General features: G+C 65.1%; 24 protein-coding genes and 1 tRNA gene. 9 read left to right on the top strand and 16 right to left on the bottom strand.

What is annotated here, in order from left to right:
• Positions 1-3: 3 nt before the first annotated feature.
• The 3 genes from hmgA to hppD are packed head-to-tail and all read right to left on the bottom strand — an operon-like array spanning position 4 to position 2865.
• Positions 4-1302 (bottom strand): homogentisate 1,2-dioxygenase, encoded by a 1299-nt coding sequence (gene hmgA, locus BLR66_RS11860; RefSeq protein ID WP_176943859.1) that lies wholly within the window; start codon positions 1300-1302, stop codon positions 4-6.
• The gene (locus tag BLR66_RS11855) at positions 1292-1714 is read right to left on the bottom strand and encodes an endonuclease domain-containing protein (protein ID WP_093286449.1); all 423 of its coding nucleotides are present in this window, start codon (positions 1712-1714) and stop codon (positions 1292-1294) included. The genes hmgA and BLR66_RS11855 overlap by 11 nt, the downstream gene beginning before the upstream one ends.
• 59 nt (positions 1715-1773) lie before the next feature.
• Positions 1774-2865: a 4-hydroxyphenylpyruvate dioxygenase gene (gene hppD, locus BLR66_RS11850; RefSeq protein WP_093286446.1), complete on the bottom strand. Its 1092-nt coding sequence runs from the start codon at positions 2863-2865 to the stop codon at positions 1774-1776.
• 97 nt (positions 2866-2962) lie between these two features.
• On the opposite strand from hppD, the gene BLR66_RS11845 reads away from it, so the two are divergent.
• The gene (locus tag BLR66_RS11845; protein ID WP_093286443.1) at positions 2963-3454 is read left to right on the top strand and encodes a MarR family winged helix-turn-helix transcriptional regulator; all 492 of its coding nucleotides are present in this window, start codon (positions 2963-2965) and stop codon (positions 3452-3454) included.
• A 130-nt stretch (positions 3455-3584) separates the two neighbouring features.
• On the opposite strand, the gene BLR66_RS11840 is transcribed toward BLR66_RS11845, so the two are convergent.
• The 3 genes from BLR66_RS11840 to BLR66_RS11830 form a co-directional block, all read right to left on the bottom strand.
• On the bottom strand, positions 3585-4184 hold the full coding sequence (locus BLR66_RS11840) for a thioredoxin family protein (protein WP_255402492.1): 600 nt from the start codon (positions 4182-4184) through the stop codon (positions 3585-3587).
• The gene (locus BLR66_RS11835; protein ID WP_255402588.1) at positions 4184-5644 is read right to left on the bottom strand and encodes a peptide MFS transporter; all 1461 of its coding nucleotides are present in this window, start codon (positions 5642-5644) and stop codon (positions 4184-4186) included. The genes BLR66_RS11840 and BLR66_RS11835 overlap by 1 nt, the downstream gene beginning before the upstream one ends.
• A 335-nt stretch (positions 5645-5979) precedes the next feature.
• The gene (locus BLR66_RS11830; RefSeq protein ID WP_093286433.1) at positions 5980-6861 is read right to left on the bottom strand and encodes a tryptophan 2,3-dioxygenase; all 882 of its coding nucleotides are present in this window, start codon (positions 6859-6861) and stop codon (positions 5980-5982) included.
• A 134-nt stretch (positions 6862-6995) separates the two neighbouring features.
• Between BLR66_RS11830 and BLR66_RS11825 the strand changes: the two genes are divergently transcribed.
• From BLR66_RS11825 to BLR66_RS11800, 6 genes are all read left to right on the top strand, one after another.
• Positions 6996-10568 (top strand): Calx-beta domain-containing protein, encoded by a 3573-nt coding sequence (locus BLR66_RS11825; RefSeq protein WP_093286427.1) that lies wholly within the window; start codon positions 6996-6998, stop codon positions 10566-10568.
• A gap of 172 nt (positions 10569-10740) precedes the next feature.
• Complete coding sequence (pdhA, locus tag BLR66_RS11820) at positions 10741-11832, top strand: pyruvate dehydrogenase (acetyl-transferring) E1 component subunit alpha (RefSeq protein ID WP_093286423.1); 1092 nt, start codon at positions 10741-10743, stop codon at positions 11830-11832.
• Positions 11829-12878, top strand: a complete 1050-nt coding sequence (locus BLR66_RS11815; protein ID WP_176943858.1) for an alpha-ketoacid dehydrogenase subunit beta — start codon at positions 11829-11831, stop codon at positions 12876-12878. The genes pdhA and BLR66_RS11815 overlap by 4 nt, the downstream gene beginning before the upstream one ends.
• A complete protein-coding gene (locus BLR66_RS11810) occupies positions 12878-13243 on the top strand; it encodes an SH3 domain-containing protein (RefSeq protein WP_093286419.1) in 366 nt (121 codons plus the stop codon). The genes BLR66_RS11815 and BLR66_RS11810 overlap by 1 nt, the downstream gene beginning before the upstream one ends.
• A gap of 91 nt (positions 13244-13334) precedes the next feature.
• A complete protein-coding gene (locus BLR66_RS11805; RefSeq protein WP_093286415.1) occupies positions 13335-14717 on the top strand; it encodes a dihydrolipoamide acetyltransferase family protein in 1383 nt (460 codons plus the stop codon).
• Positions 14718-14818: 101 nt separating this feature from the next.
• Positions 14819-15205, top strand: coding sequence for a VOC family protein (locus BLR66_RS11800; protein WP_093286410.1), 387 nt, complete (start codon positions 14819-14821; stop codon positions 15203-15205).
• Between the two features lie 74 nt (positions 15206-15279).
• Here the strand turns inward: BLR66_RS11800 and BLR66_RS11795 are convergent, their stop codons facing one another.
• The 3 genes from BLR66_RS11795 to BLR66_RS11785 form a co-directional block, all read right to left on the bottom strand.
• The gene (locus tag BLR66_RS11795; RefSeq protein ID WP_093286405.1) at positions 15280-16212 is read right to left on the bottom strand and encodes an MBL fold metallo-hydrolase; all 933 of its coding nucleotides are present in this window, start codon (positions 16210-16212) and stop codon (positions 15280-15282) included.
• Positions 16213-16373: 161 nt separating this feature from the next.
• A complete protein-coding gene (locus tag BLR66_RS11790) occupies positions 16374-16682 on the bottom strand; it encodes a hypothetical protein (protein WP_093286402.1) in 309 nt (102 codons plus the stop codon).
• Complete coding sequence (locus BLR66_RS11785; protein ID WP_093286399.1) at positions 16682-17971, bottom strand: tryptophan--tRNA ligase; 1290 nt, start codon at positions 17969-17971, stop codon at positions 16682-16684. The genes BLR66_RS11790 and BLR66_RS11785 overlap by 1 nt, the downstream gene beginning before the upstream one ends.
• A gap of 257 nt (positions 17972-18228) precedes the next feature.
• Here BLR66_RS11785 and BLR66_RS11780 point away from each other — a divergent pair, with 257 nt between their 5' ends.
• Complete coding sequence (locus tag BLR66_RS11780) at positions 18229-19035, top strand: hypothetical protein (protein WP_093286396.1); 807 nt, start codon at positions 18229-18231, stop codon at positions 19033-19035.
• A 78-nt stretch (positions 19036-19113) separates the two neighbouring features.
• On the opposite strand, the gene BLR66_RS11775 is transcribed toward BLR66_RS11780, so the two are convergent.
• The 3 genes from BLR66_RS11775 to rocF form a co-directional block, all read right to left on the bottom strand.
• Positions 19114-19332: a CsbD family protein gene (locus BLR66_RS11775; protein ID WP_093286393.1), complete on the bottom strand. Its 219-nt coding sequence runs from the start codon at positions 19330-19332 to the stop codon at positions 19114-19116.
• 211 nt (positions 19333-19543) lie between these two features.
• Entirely contained in the window at positions 19544-19696 is a 153-nt protein-coding gene (locus BLR66_RS11770) for an entericidin A/B family lipoprotein (protein ID WP_093286389.1), read from the bottom strand.
• Positions 19697-19832: 136 nt separating this feature from the next.
• Positions 19833-20756 carry an arginase gene (rocF, locus tag BLR66_RS11765; protein WP_093286385.1) on the bottom strand — a complete coding sequence of 308 codons (924 nt, stop codon included), beginning with the start codon at positions 20754-20756 and terminating at the stop codon, positions 19833-19835.
• 202 nt (positions 20757-20958) lie between these two features.
• Between rocF and BLR66_RS11760 the strand changes: the two genes are divergently transcribed.
• Positions 20959-21333 carry a hypothetical protein gene (locus BLR66_RS11760; RefSeq protein ID WP_093286382.1) on the top strand — a complete coding sequence of 125 codons (375 nt, stop codon included), beginning with the start codon at positions 20959-20961 and terminating at the stop codon, positions 21331-21333.
• A gap of 62 nt (positions 21334-21395) precedes the next feature.
• Here BLR66_RS11760 and BLR66_RS11755 read toward each other — a convergent pair.
• The 4 genes from BLR66_RS11755 to birA all read right to left on the bottom strand — a co-directional run bounded on the left by BLR66_RS11755 (position 21396) and on the right by birA (position 23945).
• Positions 21396-21471, bottom strand: a tRNA-Thr gene (locus BLR66_RS11755).
• Between the two features lie 58 nt (positions 21472-21529).
• A complete protein-coding gene (locus BLR66_RS11750) occupies positions 21530-22231 on the bottom strand; it encodes an SPOR domain-containing protein (RefSeq protein WP_093286379.1) in 702 nt (233 codons plus the stop codon).
• A complete protein-coding gene (locus BLR66_RS11745; protein ID WP_093286376.1) occupies positions 22225-22980 on the bottom strand; it encodes a type III pantothenate kinase in 756 nt (251 codons plus the stop codon). The genes BLR66_RS11750 and BLR66_RS11745 overlap by 7 nt, the downstream gene beginning before the upstream one ends.
• On the bottom strand, positions 22977-23945 hold the full coding sequence (gene birA / locus BLR66_RS11740; protein ID WP_255402488.1) for a bifunctional biotin--[acetyl-CoA-carboxylase] ligase/biotin operon repressor BirA: 969 nt from the start codon (positions 23943-23945) through the stop codon (positions 22977-22979). Before birA ends, BLR66_RS11745 begins: the two co-directional genes overlap by 4 nt.
• Positions 23946-23993: the final 48 nt, after the last annotated feature.

Here is a 23993-nt window from a genome sequence, read left to right as displayed (position 1 = left end):
CGGTCATCCGGTCGGCGCGATGAAACGCTTCCGCAGCCCCGCCCAGCAGTCCTGGTAGTCGCGCTGCCGATGTGGCGCCTGGATGGCCTGATGCGTCGGCCGTATCACCGCCCGCGTTTCGAACATGAAAGCCATGGTGTCGGCGACGACATCGGGTTTCGACAGATCCGCAGTGCTGGCTTTCTCGAACGTGGCCGCGTCCGGCCCATGCCCGCTCATGCAGTTGTGCAGCGAAGCGCCACCGGGCGAAAAGCCCTCCGCCTTGGCGTCGTAAGCGCCGTGCACCAGGCCCATGAACTCGCTGGCGACGTTGCGATGGAACCACGGCGGACGGAAGGTGTCCTGCGCCACCAGCCAGCGCGGCGGGAAGATCACGAAATCCAGGTTCGCCGTTCCCGCCGTGTCGCTGGGCGAAGTGAGCATCGTGAAGATAGAGGGATCGGGATGATCGAAGCTGATCGAACCTATCGCGTTGAAGCGCCGCAGGTCATAGCGGTAAGGCGCGTAGTTGCCGTGCCAGCCCACCACGTCCAGCGGCGAGTGGCCGATATCGGCACGCCACAGATGGCCCTGGAACTTGGCGATCAGTTCGAACTCGCCTTCCATATCTTCATAGGCGGCCACAGGCGTCTCGAAATCGCGTGGATTGGCAAGACCATTCGCACCGATGGGGCCCAGATCCGGAAGCCGCAGCATCGCGCCGAAGTTCTCGCACACGTAGCCGCGCGAGGCGCCCTCCGGAAGCTCCACGCTGAAACGCACGCCGCGCGGTATCACCGCAATCTGCTGCGGCTCCACTTCGACCAGGCCCAGCTCGGTGGCGATGCGCAGCGCGCCCTGCTGCGGCACGATCAATAGTTCGCCGTCCGCATCGTAGAAGTAGCGGCCTTGCATGGAGCGGTTGGCAGCGTACAGATGGATACCTACCCCGTGCTGCGCAACCGCCGAACCGTTACCAGCCATGGTGAACAGGCCTTCCACGAAATCCTTCGGCGTTTCCGGCAAAGGCAGCGGAGACCAGCGCAACTGATCGGGCGACACCGGTCCGGATTCGAAGTCGTTATGGAAGCCGGCCTGCACGAACGGCGCGAAGGTGCCGTGCATCGCCGCCGGGCGGATGCGGTACAACCAGCTGCGGTGATTCTCCGCGCGCGGCGCGGTGAAGGCGGTGCCGGAGAGCTGTTCGGCGTACAGGCCGTGCGCCACGCGCTGGGGCGAGTTGCGGCCGATCGGCAGCGTGCCTTCAATCGCTTCAGTGGCGAAATGGTTGGCGAAGCCGGATTGGTACTTGTCATTGCTCATGATCGGGCTCGGTTTGCGCTTGAGCCCCTCTCCCATCGGGAGAGGGGTTGGGGTGAGGGTACGGTTTACACGCTATGTTCCAGATGGCTTCGGCTACCGCTTCTGTTGCCAGCAATACATCATGGTCCCAGAAGCGGATGATTTGCCAACCCTGAAACCGAAGCGCACGGGTTCTGAAGGCATCGCCTGAGTTCGTGTGTTGCGATCCGTCCAATTCAACGATGAGCTTTTTTGCGATACAGCAGAAGTCTGCAATGTAGGGCGGGATCGGATGCTGGCGGCGGAACTTGAGGCCGCCCAATTGGCCTGCCCGGAGAAATCTCCACAACTTGCGCTCCGCGTCTGTCATTTCTCGGCGTAAACGACGGGAGTTTTCGAGCGTGGTGGTTGGCAGTGGTGGTTTGAGTTTCATGGCTCCACCGTACCCTCACCCCAACCCCTCTCCCAATGGGAGAGGGGCTCTATCTGGCGTCAGAGAAAACCGCGCTTCATCTGATCCCGCTCGATGCTCTCGAACAGCGCCTGGAAATTGCCTTCGCCGAAACCCTCGTTGCCCTTGCGCTGGATGATCTCGAAGAAAATCGGGCCAATCGCATTCTGGGTGAATATCTGCAGCAGCTTGCGCTGATGGGTCTCCAGGTCGGCGTCGATCAGGATCTTGTTCCTGGCCAGGCGCGGCACGTCCTCGCCATGATTGGGAACGCGCTGGTCGATCACGTCGAAGTAAGTGTCCGGCGTATCCAGGAATTCCACGCCCTGTGCGCGCATCGCTTCCACGGTCGTATAGATATCGTCGGTGAAGCAGGCGATGTGCTGGATGCCCTCGCCGTGGTAGGCGTCCAGGTATTCGTTGATCTGCGACTTCGGGTCGCTGGATTCGTTGAGCGGAATGCGCACCACGCCGTCCGGCGCCGTCATCGCCTTGGACACCAGGCCGGTCTTGGCGCCCTTGATGTCGAAGTAGCGGATCTCGCGGAAGTTGAACAGGCGTTCGTAATAGTCCGACCACTTCTGCATGTTGCCGAAGTACAGGTTGTGGGTCAGGTGGTCGATGAAGGTCAGGCCGAAGCCTTTCGGATTCTGCTCGGCGCCCTGCACCGGCAGGTAGTCCTCGTACATCGAACCCTTGTCGCCGTAGCGGTCCACCAGATACAGCATGCAGTCGCCGATGCCCTTGACCACCGGCGCATCGACCGCCTTGCTGTCGGCCTTGTGCTCGATCGCTTCGCCGCCGTTGCCCAGCACCGTGGCCAGCACTTCGGCGCCCGGCTTGCGGAAGCGGATGGCGAAACCGCAGGCGCTGGGGCCGTGGGCCTGCGCGAAATCGGCGGCGAAGGAGTCGGGGTCTTCGTTGACCAGGAAATTGACCCCGCCCTGGCGGTAAAGCGTGATGGGCCGGGTCTTGTGGTGCATCACCGCGGTGAATCCCAGCTTGCGGAAATAGTCGTGCAGCAGCTCGCCCTGGCCCTGGGGGGCGGCGAATTCGACGAATTCGAAGCCGTCGATACCCATGGGGTTTTCGAACGTGGTGACCTGCATGCCAAGATTGGGCTGTGCGCTCATGGTCCGTACCTCGCAGGTTTGTTCCGGGAAGCGAACTTTATAGTTTCATATGAAACCAATTGCAAGCGGCAATGCACCATTACCCAAGGAAAGCTTCATGAACGACCCTAGCCCTGCTTCCTCCAACGCCGCCCACCAGGAGCATGCCGTCCTGGAACTTGAGCATTTCCTGCCCTATAGGCTGAGCATCCTGTCCAATCGCATCAGCCAGACCATTTCCGGCCTGTACGGCCAGCGCTTCGGCCTGGCGGTCACCGAGTGGCGGATCATGGCGGTGCTGGGACGCTACCCGGAGCTGTCCGCCGGCGAAGTGGCCGAGCGCACGGCCATGGACAAGGTCGCCGTCAGCCGGGCCCTGGCCCGCTTGCTGGAGCGCGGGCTGGTGCAGCGCGACACCCACGGCGACGACCGCCGCCGTTCGGTGCTGGAACTTTCACCGGTGGGCTACACGGTCTACGACGAAGTGGCGCCGATGGCGCTGGAATGCGAGCGCCGCCTGCTGGCGGGGCTGGACGAGAACGAACGCGCGCAACTGGATGCGCTGATAATCAAGCTGGCTGCAGGCGTGGGCAACATCCAGGAGAAATAGAGGCGCGAGGCGCGTCTGTAGGAGCTGCGTAAGCTGCGACCTGGTCGACCGGTGGGTGCGATGCGATAACCACAACCCGTACGGCGTCGCAGCTTACGCAGCTCCTACAGATGCAATTCCTTTCAGGTAATTACTTCGCGGCCGGCGCCCAGTCCTTGAGGAAGGCGAAGAACTTTTTGCGGTCGTAGCCTTTGCCCTTTTCCAGGTCGCCGGTGAACTGGGAATGCAGCAGATTGCCGTCGGCGTCCAGTACGAACAGGTGCGGATAGCCCTTGATTTCGGGATACGCGGACAGGAACGCCTTGTTCTCGTTCTCTTCGCTGTAGTTGACCTTCATCCACACGAAGTTCGCGTCGCGGAAACTGCGGATCTCGCCGTCTTCCTCGACCAGCTTGTCCAGGATATGGCACCAGCTGCACCACTCGCCGCCGACGTCCAACAGGATGCGCTTGCCGCCGCGCTGCGCTTCGACCTTGGCCATTTCCAGATCGCTGGCCGGGTCCCGTTTGGGATCGAACGTCGCGTTCAAGGCAGCCACCGCCGCGATATCCGCAGCGGTGGGCGTGTTGCCCGAGGCGACAGGCCGGGACGTATCCGGCTTGGCCGACGTGTTGGCTTTCGCCGAAGGCGGATTGGGTTCCGCCTTCGGCTCCTGCTCCTGCTTCGGCGAACAAGCCGCCATTGCGACCGCAAGCAACAATGCGGTCGCGCCGCGCGAGGCAAGCGCCATTACTTGACCCCGTGCATGAGTTTCTGGATCAGCGGCGCGAGCAGGAACAGCAGAGCGCCTGCGATCAACAACGCCCAGAAGCCGAAGGTGTAGCCGGCATGCGCGGACTGCACCGTCATCCCGCCCGTACCGCTGACGTGCCCGGCGAAAATACCCGACAAATTGTTGCCGATGCCGGTGGACAGGAACCAGCCGCCCATGCCGAAACCGACCAGACGCACCGGCGCCAGCTTGGTGACCATCGACAGGCCGATGGGCGACAGACACAGTTCGCCGACCGACTGGATGACGTAGACCATGAACAACGTCCAGAACGGGATCTTGCCCACGTCATCGACCAGACTGGACAGCGCGAACATCAACAGCAGGAAGGCCAGGCCGTTGAAGATCAGGCCCAGGCTGAACTTGCGCGGGATCGAAGGTTCGGCGTTGCGCTTGCCCATCCAGATCCAGATCAGCGCGATCACCGGTGCAAGGGCGATGATCGCCAACGAATTCACCGACTGGAACCAGGCATTCGAGAACACGAAGCCGCCCTGACCGAAGATGTCGCGATCGACGATCTTGTCCGCCAGGAAGGTGAACGAACTGCCCGCTTGCTCGAAGAACATCCAGAACATCACGTTGAAGACGAAGATGATCAGCATCGCGATGGCCTTGTCGCGCTGCACCTTGCCTTCGCGGATGCCTTCGATCAGCAGCAATGCGCACAGAATGACGAACATCGGCAGCAGCACGAACCATTGCAGCGCCGCGGCGCCCATCGACAGCAGGAAGTACACGGCCGGGATCGCGACCAGTGCGCCCACAAAGACATACAGCACCTTCTGCTTGCCGCCGTCGCCCTCCGGCGGACGACCTATGCCTTTGAGCTGGCGGCGGCCGAACCAGAACCACACTAGGCTCAGCACCATGCCGATGCCCGAAGCGATGAACACATATTTGTAGGCCGGCATCGCCTGCGTGCCGAACACCTGCTCGGCAAGGAAGCCGGTCGCGATCGGCGCGAGGAAACCACCCAGGTTGATACCCATGTAGAAGATGGTGAAACCCGCATCGCGGCGGCTGTCGCTTACGGCGTACAGCTTGCCCACCATGGTCGAGATATTGGGCTTGAACAAGCCGTTGCCACAGATCACGGTTGCCAGGCCGAACTTGAAGATCTGTTCGTCGGGCATCGCGATCATGAACAAGCCGGCCGCCATGATCACCGCGCCCAGCAGGATCGAACGCTGGTAGCCGAGCACCCGGTCGGCAACGTATCCGCCGAAGATCGCAGCTGCGTAGACCAGCGCCAGGTAAGCGCCGTAGATGAGATTCGACGGCGCTTCGCCAGCGTCGTTGCCGGCGTGGAACTGCGCCACCATGTACAACACCAGCGCCCAGCGGATGCCGTAGAACGCGAAGCGTTCCCAGAACTCGGTCATGAAGAGCATCCACAGCGGCTTGGGATGGCCCATGCGCTGGCCGAATTCAGGGGGCAGCGAAGCGTCGTTGCCGGCGGGCGCTTCCAGCGGTGGGCCGGCCGGTTCTGCGGCGTTCGGGATGGTCGAGCTCATGGATTTGCCCCCTTGTTCAGCATTCGGATGTATCGGGAAATAGGATTCCGCGCCTTGACGCGGGACAGGCGAGGATCACCGACGGGCGCCGCTGGCGTCAAATAACGCGGACTTTGCCTGCCGGGACGTAGGTCGGGGCTACGCCCCCGACGCGCGCGGCCCATCCAGGTTTTATAGGTCGGCCGACTCGCCAGCCATGCCGGGCCTGCGCGTCGGGGGCGTAGCCCCGACCTACGTCAGTAGGCGGGTGCGGCCGATCCCGGCTTGCCGTCGATCATGGTGCGCACTTCGAACAGCTCCGGGAAGAAGGTCAGCTCCAGCGCCTGGCGCAGGAACCCCACCCCGCTGGAGCCTCCGGTGCCGCGCTTGAAGCCGATGATGCGCAGCACCGTGCGCATGTGCCGGAACCGCCACAGCTGGAACTGTGTCTCCAGGTCCACGAAGTCCTCGCACAATGCGTATTCGCGCCAGTAGCGGCCGGTATCCTCGTAGATCGCCTCGAACACCGGCAGCAACGCCGGATCGTTGACGTGCGGCAGGCTCCAGTCGCGCTCCTGGCGTTCGGCGGGAATCGCATGGCCGAAGCGGGCCAGATAGCGCAGGAATTCTTCATACAGGCTGGGCGCGCGCAGCACCTGTTCCAGATCCGCCTGGCCCTGCGGATCGTGGGCGAACACGCGCAGCATGTCGGCGTTCTTGTTGCCCAGCAGGAACTCGATGGTGCGGTACTGCAGCGACTGGAACCCGGAAGACGGCCCCAGCAGATCGCGGAAACCCATGTATTCCGAAGGCGTCAGCGTCTCCAGCACCGACCACTGCTCGGTCAGCTGGCGCAGCACCTGCTTGCTGCGCGCCAGCACCTTGCGGCATTGCCAGACCTCGTCGCGCTGCAGGTGCGCCAGGGCCGCGCGCAGCTCGTGGATCATCAGCTTCATCCACAGCTCCGACACCTGGTGCTGGACCACGAACAGCAGTTCGTCGTGGTGCGGCGGTTGCGACACCGGTTGCTGCGCGGCCAGCAGCAGGTCCAGGCGCAGGTAGCCGGCATAGCTCATGCGGCCGGCCAGATCGGTGTGGATGCCTTCTTCCAGCGGGCGCTGGTTGTCCTGGATGCTCATGTGGAACCTGAGGGATGCGGGTTGGGCATGGTAACGGCTGGCGTCACGGCGGTGTCATGCGCCGGGCCGAGGATTGCGCCACAATCGGCCGGCAGTCAGTCGCTCGTGCTGCGTTCATATCTAGGGAGAGGTTTATGAAGTACGGGTTCGCGCGCCTGACGGCGCTGGCGGTATTTTCGTTGCTGTGCGCTGGGGCCGCGCAGGCGCAGGTCGTCATCAGCCAGGTCTACGGCGGGGGCGGCAATTCCGGCGCGCCGCTGCGCAGCGACTACATCGAGCTGCACAACAATTCCACTTCCACGGTCAGCCTGGACGGCTGGTCGGTGCAATACGCCAGCGCCGCCGGCACCACCTGGGCGCGCACCAACCTCAGCGGCAACCTGCCGGCCGGCGGCTACTACCTGATCAAGCAGGCCGACGGCGCCAACACCGCCGCGCCCGCGCTGCCCACGCCCGACGCCACCGGCACCATCGCCATGTCCGGCACCGCCGGCAAGGTGGCGCTGGTCAATTCGGTGGTCACGCTGAGCGGGGCCTGCCCCACCGGCAATATCGACTTCGTAGGTTTCGGCACCACCGCCAGCTGCGCGGAAGGCTCCAGCCCCACCGCCAACCTCAGCAACACCACCGCCGCCGTGCGCGCCGACAACGGCTGCACCGACGGCAACAACAACGCCGCCGATTTCGCGCTGACTGCGCCTGCGCCGCGCAACGGGGCGTCCACCGCGCTGGTCTGCGGCGGCGGCGGCCTGCCGATCCTGTCCGTGTCCGACGTGAGCCAGGACGAAGCCACCGGCAATTTCGCCTTCACCCTGACCCTCACCCAGCCGGCGGGCACGGGCGGCGTCAGTGTGGATTACGCCACGGCCGACGGCACCGCTACGGCGGGCGACGACTACACCGCCGCCACCGGTACGGTAACCATCGCCGAGGGCGCCGATTCGGCGCAGGTCGTGGTCCCGGTAAGCGACGACAGCGTGCAGGAAGCCGACGAAACCTTCTTCCTGGGTTTGGGCAACATCAGCGGCGCGGTGCTTGGAGATGCGCAGGCGCAAGCCACCATCGTCAACGACGACGTCACCCTGATTTCCATCCACGAGATACAAGGCAACGGCGCGACCTCTCCGGTCGCCAACCAGCTGGTCACCACCACCGGCATCGTGACCGGACGCAAGAGCAACGGTTTCTTCCTCCAGACCAGCGATGCGGAAGCGGACGCCGACCCGGCCACTTCGCAGGGCGTATATGTGTTCACCAGCATCGCGCCGCCTGCGGCCGCCGCTGTAGGCAATCGCGTTCGCGTCAGCGGCACGGTGATCGAATACGTTCCCAGCACCGATCCCAACCAGCTGCCGTTGACCGAGATCAGCGGCAGTCCGAGCGTGGCCCTGCTCTCCACCGACAACCCGTTGCCCGTGCCGGTAGCGCTCAGCACCAGCCTGCCCTCGCCGACCGGCGCGCTGGACCAGCTGGAGCGCCTGGAAGGCATGCGCGTGACCGCCGCCAGCCTGACCGTGGTGGCGCCCACCCAGGGCAACACCAACGAACCCAACGCCACCGGCACCAGCAACGGCATCCTCAATGCCGTGGTCACCGGCACCCCGCGTCCGTTCCGCGAGCCCGGCATCCAGGCGCCCGACCCGGCGCCCGCCGGCAGCAGCATTCCGCCGATCCCGCGCTGGGACTTCAACCCGGAACTGCTGACCATCGACAGCGATTCGCTGGGCGGTCCGACTTTCATCCTCAATCTGGCCGCCGGCGCGTTGATCGAAGGCCTGACCGGCCCGCTGGATTACGGCTTCCGCCGCTACACGATCCTGCGCGACCCTGCGGTCGCCATCACCACCTCGCCGGGCCCGTCGCCGCAAGCGGCGCGCGTGGCCAACGCTGATGAGTTCACGGTGGCGGCCTACAATCTGGAACGCTTCTTCGACACCGTCAACGACCCTGCTACCGGCGAACCGGTGCTGACCGCGGCGGCCTTCGCCAACCGTCTCAACAAGGCTTCGCTGACGGTGCGCGACTTCCTCAATGCGCCGGACATCCTGGCCACGGTGGAAGTGGAGAACCTGACCACGCTGCAAGCGCTGGCCAGCAAGATCAACGCCGATGCGGTGGCCGCAGGACAGGCGGACCCCAACTACGTCGCCTATCTGGAAGAAGGCAACGACGTGGGCGGCATCGACGTGGGCTTCCTGGTCAAGACCGCGGAAGTCGCCACCGGGGTGGCGCGCGTGCAGGTGCTGAGCGTGACCCAGCAGGGTAAGGACACCACCTGGACCGAGCCCAGCGGCACGGTCAGCCTGCTCAACGACCGGCCGCCGCTGGTGCTGGACGCGGTGGTGCATTACGCCGATGGCCGCACCTACCCGATCACCGCGATCGCGGTGCACCAGCGTTCGCTCAACGACGTGGACAGCGTGGAGCCTTCCGGCCCGACCACGCTGGGCGACCGCGTGCGCCAGAAGCGGCAGAAGCAGGCCGAGTACCTGGCCAACCTGATCCAGTCGTTGCAGACCGCCGACCCGGGCAAGCGCATCGTCAGCCTGGGCGACTACAACGCCTTCGCCTTCAACGACGGCCTGGCCGACACCATGAACGTGGTGACCGGCACACCGACACTTGACGAGCAAACCGCGGTGCCTGGCGACGGCATCGACCTGGTGAATCCGGATCTGGTCAACCTGGGCGTGCTGGAACCGGAAGAGGAGCGCTATTCGTTCGTCTTCGGCGGCAATGCGCAGACCCTGGATCATGTGCTGGTCAACGAGCAGCTGATCGTTTCCAGCACCGCGTTCGGCCTGGACCACGCCCGCATCAACGCCGACTTCCCGGAAATCGCGCGCAATGACGCCAACTCGCCCTCGCGCCTGTCCGATCACGACCCGGTGGTGGCGTACTTCGAATCGCGCCATCGCGCCGATCTTGCGGTCACTGCGGTGGCCGACTCGGCAACCGTCACCGTCGGTCAGGCTCTGCGCTACACCGCCACGGTGACCAACCTGGGCCCGGATGCGGCTGCCTCGACCGGCATAGGTTTCGCGTTGAACGCCGAATCCAGCACCTTCGCGGTGGTCGCGCCCAGCGGCTGGCTGTGCGATGCGGCGCAGATCTCCGGTGGCATGACCTCGATCGCCTGCCACACCGACAGCCTGGCCAATGCGGCCAGCGCCTCGTTCGCGATCAGTGCGGTCGCCACTGCGGCGCAGGTCGGCGGTAGCGCCAATCTGGCGGTCGCCGCCAGCACCCAGTCGTTCGACGCGGTGCATACCAACGATGAAGCCGTGGCCGCGATCCTGATCACCGCGCCATCCACCGCGGATCTGGATCTGAAGCTGACCGGCCCGGCCAGCGTGCCGCGCCTGACGTTCTCGATTCCGTACACGGCGACCCTGCGCAACCTGGGCACGCTGGCCGCCGAACAGGCGGTGGTCGTGTTCAGCGGCAACACCATGAACCTGGCCGCCACCCTGGACCCGCCCAGCGGCTGGGACTGCCGCAAGCAGGGCACGGTCCGTCAGGTGACGTTCCGCTGCGCCGCCCGCAAACCGATGGCCGCCGGTGCCCGCGCCGACTTCAGAATCCGCGTCAACGCGCTGCCGATCCCGGCCCATCGCAGGCCGCAAGTCAACGGCGCGGCAACCACCATCACACCGGAATCCGACACCGCCAACAACAACGCCAGCATCACCACGATCGTGCGCTGAACCGAACGCAAACGGTTACAACCAAAGACGCGGCTTAGGCCGCGTCTTTTTTTGTGCGGACCATTGCCATTGCCACGCGTATTGCTGCGCTGCAAGGCGGCTTTGCCGCCCCGGTTCCTTAACATGGCGCCACTTATCATTGGTTTCACTTGCAACGGGAACCCGACACGCGATGACCATCGCCGCGAAATTCGAAATCGAATACCTGCAATACCTGGGCCAGGACGGCAAACTCGTCCGCGACGACCTGCCCGAGGCCGCGCGCGATACGCAGCGGCTGAAGGAATTGTTCAAGCAGATGCTGTTCGTGCGCACCTTCGACACCAAGTCGGTGGCCTTGCAGCGCACCGGCAAGCTGGGCACTTATGCCTCCTGCCTGGGCCACGAAGCCACCCATGTCGGCATCGGCGCCTCCACCCTGCCCGAAGATACTTTCGCCCCCAGCTACCGCGAGTACGGCGCGCAATTCATGCGCGGCGTGCGCCCGCGCGAGGTGCTGCTGTACTGGGGCGGCGACGAACGCGGCAACGATTTCGCGGTGCCGCGCCACGATTTCGCCTGGTGCGTACCCATTTCCACCCAATGCCTGCATGCGGCCGGCGCAGCGCTGGCGTTCAAGCTGCGCGGCGAAAAACGCGTCGCGGTCAGCACCTGCGGCGACGGCGGTTCCTCCAAGACCGACTTCTACGCCGCGCTCAATTCCGGCGGCGCCTACGAGCTGCCACTGGTGCTGTGCGTGATCAACAACGGCTGGGCCATCTCGGTACCGCGCTCGGCGCAAACCGGTGCGCAGACGCTGGCGCAGAAGGGCATCGCCGGCGGCGTATTTTGCCTGCAAGTAGACGGCAACGATCTGATCGCGGTGCTGGAAGCCATGCGCATCGCCACCGAACGCGCACGCAGCGGCCAGGGCACCAGCGTGCTGGAATTCGTCACCTACCGCTTGGGCGACCACACCACCGCCGACGACGCGCGCCGCTACCGCGATGACGCGGAAGTGAAGTCCGCCTGGGAACGCGATCCCGTCACTCGCCTGCGCACCTGGCTGAGCGCGCAGAAGTTGTGGAGCGAGGCCGAAGACGCCGCATGGAAGGAAGAATGCGGGCGGCTGGTCGACATCGAGGTCAACGCCTACCTGGAGACGCCGGTGCAACCGGTGGAGGCGATGTTCGATTATCTCTACGCCGACCCGCCGCCGGAACTGCTCGCCCAGCGCGCTGCGGCGATCGCGGCGGACCGTTCGGCACGGGAGCCGCGCCCATGAACGTCGAAGTAGCCAAGACCGTGACCACAGCGCCCGGCGCCTCCGCCGACCAGGCTGCCAAAGCCGCTCTGCCGATCACCCTCATCGAAGCCATTACCCAGGCCCTGGCCTGGGAAATCGCGCACGACGACTCGGTAGTGGTGCTGGGCGAGGACGTAGGCGTGAACGGCGGCGTGTTCCGCGCTACCGCCGGCCTGCAGCAGCGCTTCGGTTCCAACCGCATCCTGGATACGCCGCTGGACGAGACCACCATCGCCGGTCTCAGCGTAGGCATGGCCGCGATGGGCATGAAGCCAGTGGCCGAGGCGCAGTTCGACGGGTTCGTGTATCCCATGGTCGATCACCTGATCTGCCACGCCGCACGCATGCGCTACCGCACGCGTGGACGCCTGCACTGCCCGATGGTGCTGCGCGTGCCGTGGGGCGGCGGCATCCGCGCGCCCGAGCACCATTCCGAAGCCAACGAATCCATCTTCACCAACGTGCCCGGTTTGCGCGTGGTCATGCCGTCCTCGCCGCAGCGCGCCTACGGCCTGCTGCTGGCCGCGATCCGCGACCCGGACCCGGTGATCTACATGGAGCCCAAGCGCATCTACCGCCAGTACAAGGAACTGGTGGTCGACGACGGCGAAGCGCTGCCGCTGGACGTGTGCTTCGTGCTGCGCGACGGCAGCGACGTGACCCTGGTGACCTGGGGCGCGCAAGTGAAGGAAACGCTGGAAGCCGCCGACGCGCTGGCCAAAGAAGGCATCAGCGCCGAAGTGATCGACGTGGCTACGCTGAAGCCGCTGGACTTCGACACCATCGCCGAATCGGTCAGCAAGACCGGGCGCTGCGTGATCGTGCACGAAGCGCCGCGCACGGCGGGCTTCGGCGCGGAGATCGCCGCGCGCCTGGCCGAGCAGTCGATGTACGACCTGCTGGCGCCGGTGGAACGCGTCACTGGCCCCGACACGCATATCCCGCTGTTCCGCCTGGAGATGAAATACCTGCCCAGCGTCGACAAGATCGTCGCCGCCGCCAAGCGCGTGCTGGCCGCAGGGTGATGCAACGCGCACGCGTCATCGCCGAACACCGTTCACCAGACCGCCCTGCGATCCGGGTTTCGGCCGGCGACTCGGTCACCCTGGGCGAACGCGACAGCGACTGGCCGCAGTTCGTCTGGGCCACGCTGGCGCAGGGCCTGGGCGGCTGGATACCCGCCGCATTGTTCGACCGCGACACCGGCACGGCCACCGCGCTGGGCGATTACGATACGCGGGAGCTGGCGACCCGGGTCGGCGAATCGATCACCGTCCACTACCAGCAGGAAGGCTGGTGGTGGGCGGAAAACGCGAACGGCGAAAGCGGCTGGATACCGGCGCGTGCCATCGAACTGATCGATAGCGAACCCACCTTATTTTTTTTGTAGAGCCGAGCTTGCTCGGCCGCTTTTGATTCAATGCGAAGAGCAGCCGAGCAAGCTCGGCTCTACAAAGCGAACAACTCAACCTGGAACCCCGATGAGCGACAGCAAGACTTTCAATCTTCCCGATCTGGGCGAAGGCCTGCCCGACGCCACCATCGTCGAGTGGTTCGTCAAGGAAGGCGACACGATCCGCCTGGACGAACCGCTGGTGTCGATGGAAACGGCCAAGGCTGTGGTGGAGGTTCCGTCTCCTGTTTCGGGCAAGGTATTGAAACTGGCGGGCAACGCCGGCGACATCGTGGTGACCGGCGCGATGCTGGCCGAGTTCCAGCCCGACCCCAATCTGCCGCAGCGCGCCGACGGGCAGGACACCGGTCATTCCCACGGACCGCCCGCGGTGGCAGCGGCGGCTCGCCGCGAGCCCCCCACTGAAAACATTGAAGCAAAAGATCGCGCCGGGGACGGCGCTCCCACCACCGCCGAGCGCGACGATGCCGGCACCGTGGTCGGCGCGATGCAGAGCTCCAATGCCGTGCACCAGGAACAGGCGGTGGCGGTCGGCGGGGTACGTGCCATGCCCGCCGTGCGCGCGCTGGCGAAGAAACTGGGCGTGGACCTGAGCCGAGTGCGTGCCACTGGCGCCGACAACACGGTCACGGCGAACGACGTGAAGCAGGCCGTCGCCGACGGCCTTGTAGGAGCGGGCCCTGCCCGCGACGAAGCGTCACCTGTATCGGCCGGTCGCGCGCAGGGCGCGCTCCTACGAGAAAGCCATGAGCGCACCGCACTGTCCGCTTCCGGAAAGCCCATGCGCACGCAGCCGCCCGGCGTGTCGGTCAGCGGCCAACCGGAACAGCTGAAGGGCGTTCGCCGCAACATGGCCCGCGTCATGGCCGACGCGCACGCCAAGGTCGTGCCCACCACGCTCAACGACGACGCCGACGTGCACGCGTGGACGCCCGGCAACGACGTCACCGTTCGCCTGATCCGCTCCATCGTGCGCGCCTGCAAAGCGGTGCCGGCGTTGAACGCGTGGTTCGACGGCGAAAAACTCAGCCGCACCCTGCATCCGCAGGTGGACATCGGCATAGCGGTCGATACCGACGACGGCCTGTTCGTCCCCGCGCTGCGCAACGCGGACATCCTGGATGCGCGCGGCATCCGCGAAGGCGTCAACCGCCTGCGCGCGCAGGTGGAAGACCGCAGCATCGCCGCTTCGGAACTGAGCGGCTACACCATTTCGCTGTCCAACTTCGGCATGTTCGCCGGACGCTACGCCACCCCGGTGGTGGTGCCGCCCTGCGTGGCCATCGTGGCCGCCGGCCGCGCGCGCCACCAGGTCATGCCGATCATGGGCGGTTTCGAATCGCACAAGATCATCCCGCTGTCGGTCACTTTCGATCACCGCGCCGCGACCGGCGGCGAGGCCGCGCGCTTCCTCAAGGCGATGATCGACGATCTAGCGCTTTCCCAATAACCTGTAGGAGCGGCCCATGGCCGCGAGCTCTTCTCGGCGTCACTGCATCACAAGAGCTCGCGGCCATGGGCCGCTCCTACCCTCCTCCGTCGAGACCTTCTATGGCACACAAGAGCCGACTGGCCGGTTTCATCATCGATTGCAAACGAGGCTCGCTGGAATCGTCGGCCGATTTCTGGAGCCAGGCACTGGGTTTGGAGGTGCAGGACTACGATGAAGACGGCCTGGGCCTGTATGCCCCGCTCTCGGACGGGCCGGGCGGCATGCATATCGAAGTGCAGAAAGTCTCGCACCCCTCGCGCGTGCACTTGGATATCGAAACCGACGACATCGAGGCCGAAGTCGCGCGGCTGGAGAAGCTGGGCGCCAAACGCATCGAATTCGTGCGCGAACGCTGGTGGGTGCTGGAAGCCCCCAGCGGTCACCGTTTCTGCGTAGTGCCGATGGCCAGGAAGTCGGCGCGCGAAAAACCCAACGTCTGGAAGTAGACGTCGCAAGCGCGTAGGAGCGACGTCAGTCGCGAATTGGCGCTCTGGGGAAATGCTCGCGACTCACGTCGCTCCTACGCACGCTTGTCCCGATCCAGCCAAGAAGCCAGGCCCTGGGCGTTGAGCTCGATGTCCATATGCAACACCTTCTCCACGCCCGCATCGTCCAACGGGCAACCATGCTCGCGGGCACGTTGCAGATAGAGTGCAGCGAGCGCTTCCTTGATCCGCTCATGGCGGTTCGGCAGACCATCGAATTCATGTCCGATCGCCACCATCGCATCGATCTGCCGATACAGATCGTCGGCCAGCCTTCGCACGTCGCCTACCCGACCGTAATGAGTGAGGTACATCCATTGCGGATCGCACGATAGCAGCCGACTGATGGAAGCCTTGAGTTTCTCCGGCTCGAACTGGACCGGCGTTGAAGTGGGAATCACAAAGGCGCCGTTGGCGCTGTCCAACTCTCGATAGGAGAGACCGAAGGTGTCGCCCGTAAACCAGCTGCGGCTGCGCTCGTCCCAGATGCAGTGATGGTGACGCGCGTGCCCCGGCGTGTCGATGAACTCCAACGCGCGGCCGGCCAGCAGAAGGACCTGCCCGTCTTCGACCACTTGCACGCGTTGTTCGGCCACCGCCAGGATCTGCCCGTAGCTGCGCTGCATTTCTTCTTCGCCATACACCGCGGTGGCGCCGGCGATCAGCTTGGAAGGATCGATCAGGTGCGGCGCCGCACGCGGGTGCGCGACCAGCCGGGCATTGGGCAGGTGCTGCATCAGCAACCCGGCGCCACCAGCGTGGTCCAGATGCACATGAGTGACGATCAGCCAGTCGACATCGCCGGGAGTCAATCCGGCGCCTTCCAGCGCCGACAGCAACAAGGGAACCGAATGATTGGTGCCGCAATCGACGAAGGCGCCACGGCCGTTCTCCACGATCAGATAGGCGGCGTCGAAATGCTCGCGCTGGAACGCGGTGTCGATGGTGTGGATGCCGTGTTCGTTCATGCACTCGATCGTTCTAGTTGCGGACTATCGATTCTAGCGAGCACGACTGCCGCTCGCGATGCAGCTTTGGTAGCACCGCCATTGAGGCACCCCATGTAGGAGCGGGCCCTGCCCGCGACCGGGCTCTCCCTGTAAAGCCCCATCGCGGGCAGGGCCCGCTCCTACGTCTTGGGTTGGCGGGCGAGCAGCCAGCTCCGCAGCACGACCGCGATGAAGATCGCGGCCAGGAACGCGCCATAGGCGACCAATGTGGCCAGTACCTGCTTCCAGATGGCGCCGGTACCAATGTCGGCCAACCCCAGCGCATAGCCCCACTGCATGCCGGCGAAACTGAGCACGAACGCCACCAGCAACGCGATGAGGTCGAAACGCCTGCGCCAGGCGTTGCGCGGTTGGCGCGGAAAAAGCCAGAACAGAGCGCCCAGCAGCAAAAACCACGGCAGGAACAGGACCAGCGCCAAGTACGGCATCAGGCCTCCGCATCGCGCAATTGCTCAAGCGCTTTCAGCACATCCTGCACCGGTACCAGCACGTTGATCTCGGGCGTCTCCATCGCATCGGCGCGATCGCTGCGCTTCAGCACCGCGATCAGTTGACCCGCTTCTTTCGGCGAATCGAAGCCGTTGCTCTGCACCAGCAGCACGCCGTTGCCGTCCAGGAACTTGAAATAGAAGCGGTTGTCGGTGTCGCGGTACTGCTTGAACGAAGGCGGCGCCGACTTCTGCACTGAAGCGTCCCGCGCCTCGGGCTGCGCGGAAAGATCGCGCAAGCCGACCGCCTGCCGCAGTTCGGCGAGGAATGGAGTCGCGTACTTTTCGCGCAGCCTGCGCGCACCATCGCGCAGGATCGATTCGATTTCCCCAGGCTTGGCCATCAATGCCTGGTAGCGTTCGCGCAGCGGCGCCACTTCCGTATCGATGCGCTCGAACAGCTTCTGCTTGGCGTCGCCCCAGCCGATGCCTTCGGCGAAGGCTTGGCGCATCTGCGCGGTTTCCTCGGCGCTGGCGAAGGCCTGGTAAAGCTGGAACACATGCGAGCCTTCTACTTCCTTGGCTTCGCCCGGCAGCCGAGAATCGGTGACGATGGAAGCGATCAGCTTGCGCATTTCATCGCGCGGCGCGAACAGCGGAATGGTGTTGTCGTAGCTCTTGCTCATCTTGCGGCCGTCCAGGCCGGGCAAGGTGGCCACGTTCTCTTCGATCGCCGCTTCCGGCAAGGTGAAATATTCGCCACCGAACAAGTGGTTGAAGCGCTGGCCGAAATCGCGCGCCATCTCGATATGCTGCACCTGGTCGCGGCCCACCGGTACCTTGTCGGCGTTGAACAGCAGGATGTCGGCCGCCATCAGCACCGGGTACATGAACAACCCGGCGCTGATGCCCGCGTCATCGTCCTGTTCTTCGGCCCGGTTGCGGTCCACCGAGGCTTTGTAGGCGTGCGCGCGATTGAGCACGCCCTTGCCGGCCACGCAGGTCAGGAACCAGTTGAGTTCGCTGATCTCGGGAATATCCGATTGACGGTAGAACCAGACCTTGTCCGGCTCCAGCCCGGCCGCCAGCCAGGTGGCGGCGATTTCCAGGGTGGAGCGCTGCACGCGGGCTGCGTCCTGGACTTTGACCAGGCTGTGCAGGTCGGCCAGGAAATAGAAGCTCTCCACGCCAGGGGCGCGGCTGGCGGCGAGGGCCGGACGCACCGCGCCCACGTAGTTGCCGAGGTGCGGGGTGCCGGAGGTGGTGATGCCGGTAAGGACGCGGGTCATTCGTGGGACTTGCCTGAGACTGAATACGTCAAGTTTAACCGTGCGTGGGAGCGGGCGCGTGGGAGCCGGCGCGTGGGAGCGGCGTCCCGCCGCGAGCTGTTGCCCTTCCAGCTCCCAATGCAACAGAAATGCAGTGGGGCGATCAAAGCAAGAGCTCGCGGCGGGACGCCGCTCCCACGGCCAACGGCCGCTGAACGCGATCAACCCCACTGGCAAAGCTGGCGCGTTCCCTGTCATGCCCACCACGGAGAACGACCATGTCCCGCAAGACCATCCTGATGTCTCTGGCGCTGCTGCTGACCGGCGCCTGCACGCCCCTTTCCGCCAGGCCATTGGTGGATGTCTCGGTCGTGGACCGCGACACCGGCGAATGGCTGCGCCAATACCCGCACCACGGCGATACCTGGGTGGCCGGCACGCCCGGCAACCGCTACGGCGTGCGCCTGACCAACACCACCGGCGAACGCGTGCTGGTGGTGCTGTCGGTGGACGGCATCAATGCCGTCACCGGGCAAACCGCCGCGCCTTCGCAGGCCGGCTATGTGCTCGAACCCTGGGAAAGCGCCGAGATCGCCGGCTGGCGCAAGTCGCTGGACGACATCGCCCAGTTCGTCTTCACCGACCTGGGCGACAGCTATGCGGCCCGCACCGGCCGCCCGCGCAATGTCGGCGTGATCGGCGTGGCGGTATTCCAGGAATCGCGCCCACGCTACTACCCGGCACCGATGCCCTCGATATCGCGCGGCCGCGAATACGAGCGCGACGAAGCCAAATCCGCTTCGGCACCCGCTGCCGCCGAAGGCCGAATACGCGAGCAGGCGGCCGACAGCGCGGCGCGCCAGAGCATGGGCACCGGACACGGCCAGCGCGAATGGTCGCCGGTGGGCCAGACCCAGTTCGTACGCGCCACCCGCAGGCCGGCGCAGATCAGCGAATTGCGTTACGACGACGCGCATCACCTGGTCTCCATCGGAGCGATGCCGCGGCAGTACCCGCGCTATGAGCGCCGCGATCCCGCTCCGCGCGCGTTCCCCAATGGATTCGTGGCCGACCCTTATCGTTGATTGCCGCGCCGGTCTTCCGGAATACGAACGGAAAAAGACAACGGGCCAAAAGGCCCGTTGTCGTATGTGGAGATGGAATCAGTTGCGCATGTCGGATTTATTGAGACTGCGTGCGAAGTCGTCCACCTCTGTGTGGGCGCGATCGCGGTCCCAGCCGTAACGCTCCTGCAGTTTGCCCGCGAGATATTCCGAGTTGCCCTCGGCGACCTTGAAGTCGTCGTCGGTCAGATCGCCCCATTTGGCCTGGATCTTGCCCTTCAACTGCTTCCAATTTCCGGCGATGGTGTCCTTGTTCATGGCTTGCCTCTTTGAGAAAGTCACGGCAGTGATACCGTGCGAACAGCATGGCAGCGCACACGTTTTCGCAAGATCAAGTCTGTGTAAACGCGCCATAACGGCATTCAGTTGCCAACGTGAAGACCGCATCTTGGATAAAGAAGAAGGGCCGGTTGCCCGGCCCTTCCCATGGCGTATTCGCTACGCCGCGTTCAGCACGGAACTGCTGGGATCAGCACTTGGCGTCCTTGCAGTCCTCGGCCTTGTCTTCGACCTTTTCGCCTACTTTCTGCACATCCTTGCCTGCGCCCGCCATGGTGTTGCAGCCGGCCAGCATTCCCGCCGAGAACATGGACAACACCATCAATGCCAGTAAACGCTTCATATGATTCCTCCTGATTGAAAGGGTCTTGCCAGTTGCCGTACGCAATCGGAAACGATCCCCGGACAACCTTGGGACATACGCTGACCTCTGCCGCATTCACCCCGTGTGAATGCGGACGTCCGCATTCAGTTACGACTCAGTCCCGCATCAAGGTCGACTTACCGAACAGGCTTTCCACCAGGTCCACCACCAACTCGGCGGTCAGATTGCGAGTGTCTATCACCGGATTCAGTTCCACGATATCCAGTGAAAGCAGGCGGCCGGTGTCGGCGATCATTTCCATCACCAACTGCGCTTCGCGGTAGTTGGGACCGCCGGGCACGGTGGTGCCGACGCCGGGTGCGATGCTGGGGTCCAGGAAATCCACGTCGAAACTGACGTGCAAGTGCGTATTCTCGTCCACGCCCTCCAGCGCCGCCTCCATGGTCCGCTTCATTCCGTTCTCATCGATGTAGCGCATATCGTAGACATCGATGCCGTTGTCCTTGATCAGGCGTTTCTCTTCCGCGTCCACCGAACGGATGCCGATCTGGCGCAGGTCGCGCGCGTCCATCGCCGGGAAATCGCGGCCCAGCCGGGTCAATGCATCGGGTCCGATTCCGCACAGGCAGGCAACCGGCATGCCGTGGATGTTGCCCGAAGGGGTGACCGCGCTGGTGTTGAAATCCGAATGCGCATCCAGCCAGACCACGCGCAACCGCTTGCCGGTATCACGGCAATGCTGCGCCACCGCGGTGATCGCGCCCATGCCCAGGCAGTGGTCGCCGCCGAGCATGATCGGCATGCGCCCCAGTTGCAGTTCCGCGGTGGTGGCGTGCATCAACTCGCGATTCCATGCCACTACTTCGTCCAGATGGCGGTACCCCTCCACCGGCGGCAACCAAGGATTGACCGGGCCATTGAGATTGCCGCGGTCGGCGACGGAGACGCCGCGCGCGGTCAAAGCATCGCCCAGGCCGGCGATGCGCAGCGCATCGGGCCCCATGCGCGCGCCGCGGTGCCCGGCGCCGACATCGGTAGGCACGCCGATCAGGGAAACAGGCGGAAAAGTTCGGCTCATCTGCAATCTTCAAGCTGCGCAAGGGGTGACGAGTCTAGCCTCGATCGTCGGGCCGCACTGTGGCGGTGCAACAAGTTCCGCTTTAGCGCAGACGCCCGCCACCGGCCAACTGCTTAACTTTGCTCTCACGCCTCAATCACGGCCCTGTCACTGCCCATCCCGAACACTGCGGACGCAGGGAAACAAATCGCCGGAGCTTGCCATGGGCACCATTCGTGACATCCGTTCGACCCCGCAGGATGTAATGCTGGATATAGACGCCGAATTACGGCATTGGCGCGGTTGCTATCGCGAAAGCGCATTCCACCGCAGTTCGCGCGAGTTCGATGATTACATCCCCACCTTGAAATTCGGTTACGACCTCTATCTGCTCAACTATCACGCCGAGCTCGAGGAATTGCTCTCCACGCTCAAGCAACGCTACGAACGCAGCATTCCGGAATGGCAGCGGCTGGATTGGCCGCTGAGCGAAGCGATCATCCGCGAAACCTGGAAACGGATGAAGAGCGGACAATCGTGGCGGCGGATGCCGTCGTCGTTGAACCGCGGCTTCAGCGGCGCCGCCGCATCGGTGTGATCGCGAAGGCTGAGTGATCGCGGGCGGAGTGATCGCGCGTAGACGGAACAGGTGCGGATCGATGGTGCCGGCACCCGGATTCGAACTGGGGACCTACCGCTTACAAGGCGGTTGCTCTACCAACTGAGCTATGCCGGCATGGCCGATGCGCAAACACGCTGGAAAGAAGGCGTGCGGGAAAGCGCGGACGCGGATTCTACCGCAGCAGGGCGCAATCGAGCGAACGCGATTGCGGTGCGCCGGCCCCACTTCGCAGGCCGGATGCGGTAGCGCCGGCAGCGGCGGCGACATCCAGCCACCATTGCGCCGCGCCTTCGTTGCCTATGGGCTGCAACTGCACATCGAAGCCGGCCGCCCGCAGCGCGGCTTGGCGGCGCTCGGCGCCTTCGCGGCTGCGGTAGCGGCCCAGGGCGATGCCGTTGGTCTGCGCGCCGCTGTTGACCACCAGATAATCGTCGAAGCCGGCGGCGCCGATGCGCTGGGCCAGCGCCTGTGCCGCTTCGTGATCGGCCTGGGGCGGCAGGACTACGTTGTAGCCTTGCGCCGTCTTGCCGGGAACTTCGCGTGGATTGCCGCGTGTGATCTGACTGCCGATGCGCGTCGCCGCCGATCCGGCCGCGACTTGATCGGCAAACGGTCCGATGCTGAAACATTGCGCAGGCGCTGCGGGCTCAACGGCAGCCACGGCGGTGGGCGGCGATGGCACGGGTGCCGACGGCGCTGGCGTTGTTGGTGGAGGGGCGGCGGTTTTCCCGCTTTCGCTCAGCAATTGCAGTCTGGGCACGCCCGCCGGTTGCGCCGGAAGCGCGGGCGGCAGCGGCGCGGGGCGGGAAAGCCACCAGGCGGCCACGCCCGCATTCAACACGATTAGCAGGACTATCAGGGCGCGGATCAGCATTCGGTGGTTCCAGGGGCCGTGCCGACGCGCGACCACAGGGCCAGCCCTTCCAGGACCAGCGCGGGCGCGCGAAGCGCATCGGGAAAATGTGGGGCGAGCATGTCAGCACCGCCGCCATGCAGCAACAGGGTGGGAACTTCGCCCAGCATCCGCGTCGCCTGGGCCAGGCTGCGGTCGATCAGGCCCAACGCGGCGCCTTCGCAACCCGAGGCCAGGGCGTCGGCCGTGCTGGAAGCGAACTCCCGGTAGTCGCCGCCTTCCGGCGGCAGCTGCGCGGCGGCCTGATGCAGCGCCTGGCGCATGATGCTGGGCGAGGGCCCAATGCGCCCGCCGCGATGCAAACCGTCGCGGTCCAGCAGATCGATGGTCAACGCGGTGCCGACGCCTGCGATCAGCCACGGGCCCGGCTTGCGTCCGTGCGCGGCAAGTAGGGCCAGGAACCTATCCACGCCCAGTCGCGCGGGTTCGGCGTAGGCGATGCGCATGCCCGCCAGTCGGGCACTGCTGCGCGCCTGGGAAATGCTGCGGAACCGCTGGGTCAGAATTTCCACCACCGCCGCGGTCAGTGCCGGCGACGCAACGCTGGCGAGGTAGGCCGAATCCGCGCTTTCGGGCAGCAGCCGCTGCAATTCCTGGGCGAACGCGCTCGGCTCATGCACCAGTGCAACCACCTCGCCAAGGCTGCCGTCGTCATGCAGCGGCGCGCACTTCAGTCGGGTATTTCCCAGGTCCAACAACCATCGGCTCATTGTGCCCTCACGCTCACTTCCCCCGCATGGAAAACACGTTCTTCGCCATCGACGCGCACGCGCAGCGCGCCGTCTTCGGCGATGCCGGTGGCGAGGCCGGCCTGGGTCGCCCCGGCCAGATGCACGACCACTTCGCGGCCCGTCAGCGCATCGAAACGCGCATAGCGCGCCAGGAACGGAGCCAACCCTTCGGCATCGAACTGATCCAGCGCCGGCACCAGATGGGTGAGCAATCCTGCGGCGACCGCGTTGCGCGACGGCGCCGTCTCGAGAAGATGGCTCAGATCGGTCCAGGGTTGGTCCAGCGTCGCAGCCATGGCCTCGGGCATGCGCACGTTGAGGCCCAGCCCGATCACCGCGCGCACCGGGCCGGCGTGCTCGCCGCCGCCTTCCACCAGCAATCCGCCGAGTTTGCGCCCCTCCACCACCAGATCGTTGGGCCATTTCAGGCGCACGCCCGTGTAGCCCGATTCGTGCAGTGCCTCGGCCGCGGCCACGCCTGCGACCAGACTCAAACCGCCGAGCCGCGCCAGCCCGCCGGAGAACTGCCGCGACAGCGACAGATAGAGATGCGCGGCCAGGGGCGAGGCCCAGGTTTTCCCGCGCCGCCCGCGTCCGCCAGTCTGGCGCTCGGCGATCAATGCCGCCACGCCGTGCGCGGGAGTGTCGCGGCGCAGCAGTTCGCTGTTGGTGGAATCCAGCGACCAGGCGATCTCCAGCGAGGCGATGCCGGCGCGCACGAACGGAGGCAGCGCATCGACGATGTCGTCGGCCTGCAGCAGCTCCAGCGGATGGCGCAGGGTATAGCCGCGACCGGCCTGTGCGTCGATTTCCACGCCGGCTTCGCGCAGGGCTTCGATGCGTTTCCACATCGCCGCGCGGGTCAGCCCCGCCTCCTGCGCCAATGCGTCGCCCGACACCGGGCCGGCGATGAGCCGCTGCAGGATGCCGCGTTCGCCGCTCACATGCGCCTGCACGGTAAGAGTGCGTATTCGAAGCGCGACCCGGAGCCG

The sequence above is a fragment of the Pseudoxanthomonas sp. CF125 genome (assembly GCF_900104085.1).
Classification (GTDB): Bacteria; Pseudomonadota; Gammaproteobacteria; order Xanthomonadales; family Xanthomonadaceae; genus Pseudoxanthomonas_A.
The sequence above is the reverse complement of the archived record's forward strand: the minus strand, read 5'-3'. Positions and strand labels throughout refer to the sequence as shown.

Excerpts from the sequence above, each read along its gene's own strand:
- BLR66_RS11830 (WP_093286433.1), bottom strand. The coding sequence starts at position 6,861 with ATGAGCATCCAGGACAACCAGCGCCCGCTGGAAGAAGGCATCCACACC.
- BLR66_RS11780 (WP_093286396.1), top strand. The coding sequence starts at position 18,229 with ATGTCCCGCAAGACCATCCTGATGTCTCTGGCGCTGCTGCTGACCGGC.
- BLR66_RS11785 (WP_093286399.1), bottom strand. The coding sequence starts at position 17,971 with ATGACCCGCGTCCTTACCGGCATCACCACCTCCGGCACCCCGCACCTC.
- BLR66_RS11855 (WP_093286449.1), bottom strand. The coding sequence starts at position 1,714 with ATGAAACTCAAACCACCACTGCCAACCACCACGCTCGAAAACTCCCGT.
- BLR66_RS11800 (WP_093286410.1), top strand. The coding sequence starts at position 14,819 with ATGGCACACAAGAGCCGACTGGCCGGTTTCATCATCGATTGCAAACGA.
- BLR66_RS11805 (WP_093286415.1), top strand. The coding sequence starts at position 13,335 with ATGAGCGACAGCAAGACTTTCAATCTTCCCGATCTGGGCGAAGGCCTG.
- BLR66_RS11845 (WP_093286443.1), top strand. The coding sequence starts at position 2,963 with ATGAACGACCCTAGCCCTGCTTCCTCCAACGCCGCCCACCAGGAGCAT.
- BLR66_RS11760 (WP_093286382.1), top strand. The coding sequence starts at position 20,959 with ATGGGCACCATTCGTGACATCCGTTCGACCCCGCAGGATGTAATGCTG.
- BLR66_RS11745 (WP_093286376.1), bottom strand. The coding sequence starts at position 22,980 with ATGAGCCGATGGTTGTTGGACCTGGGAAATACCCGACTGAAGTGCGCG.
- rocF (WP_093286385.1), bottom strand. The coding sequence starts at position 20,756 with ATGAGCCGAACTTTTCCGCCTGTTTCCCTGATCGGCGTGCCTACCGAT.
- BLR66_RS11825 (WP_093286427.1), top strand. The coding sequence starts at position 6,996 with ATGAAGTACGGGTTCGCGCGCCTGACGGCGCTGGCGGTATTTTCGTTG.
- hppD (WP_093286446.1), bottom strand. The coding sequence starts at position 2,865 with ATGAGCGCACAGCCCAATCTTGGCATGCAGGTCACCACGTTCGAAAAC.
- BLR66_RS11770 (WP_093286389.1), bottom strand. The coding sequence starts at position 19,696 with ATGAAGCGTTTACTGGCATTGATGGTGTTGTCCATGTTCTCGGCGGGA.
- BLR66_RS11790 (WP_093286402.1), bottom strand. The coding sequence starts at position 16,682 with ATGCCGTACTTGGCGCTGGTCCTGTTCCTGCCGTGGTTTTTGCTGCTG.
- BLR66_RS11775 (WP_093286393.1), bottom strand. The coding sequence starts at position 19,332 with ATGAACAAGGACACCATCGCCGGAAATTGGAAGCAGTTGAAGGGCAAG.
- pdhA (WP_093286423.1), top strand. The coding sequence starts at position 10,741 with ATGACCATCGCCGCGAAATTCGAAATCGAATACCTGCAATACCTGGGC.
- BLR66_RS11750 (WP_093286379.1), bottom strand. The coding sequence starts at position 22,231 with ATGCTGATCCGCGCCCTGATAGTCCTGCTAATCGTGTTGAATGCGGGC.
- BLR66_RS11840 (WP_255402492.1), bottom strand. The coding sequence starts at position 4,184 with ATGGCGCTTGCCTCGCGCGGCGCGACCGCATTGTTGCTTGCGGTCGCA.
- BLR66_RS11795 (WP_093286405.1), bottom strand. The coding sequence starts at position 16,212 with ATGAACGAACACGGCATCCACACCATCGACACCGCGTTCCAGCGCGAG.
- BLR66_RS11835 (WP_255402588.1), bottom strand. The coding sequence starts at position 5,644 with ATGGGCCATCCCAAGCCGCTGTGGATGCTCTTCATGACCGAGTTCTGG.
- hmgA (WP_176943859.1), bottom strand. The coding sequence starts at position 1,302 with ATGAGCAATGACAAGTACCAATCCGGCTTCGCCAACCATTTCGCCACT.
- BLR66_RS11810 (WP_093286419.1), top strand. The coding sequence starts at position 12,878 with ATGCAACGCGCACGCGTCATCGCCGAACACCGTTCACCAGACCGCCCT.
- BLR66_RS11815 (WP_176943858.1), top strand. The coding sequence starts at position 11,829 with ATGAACGTCGAAGTAGCCAAGACCGTGACCACAGCGCCCGGCGCCTCC.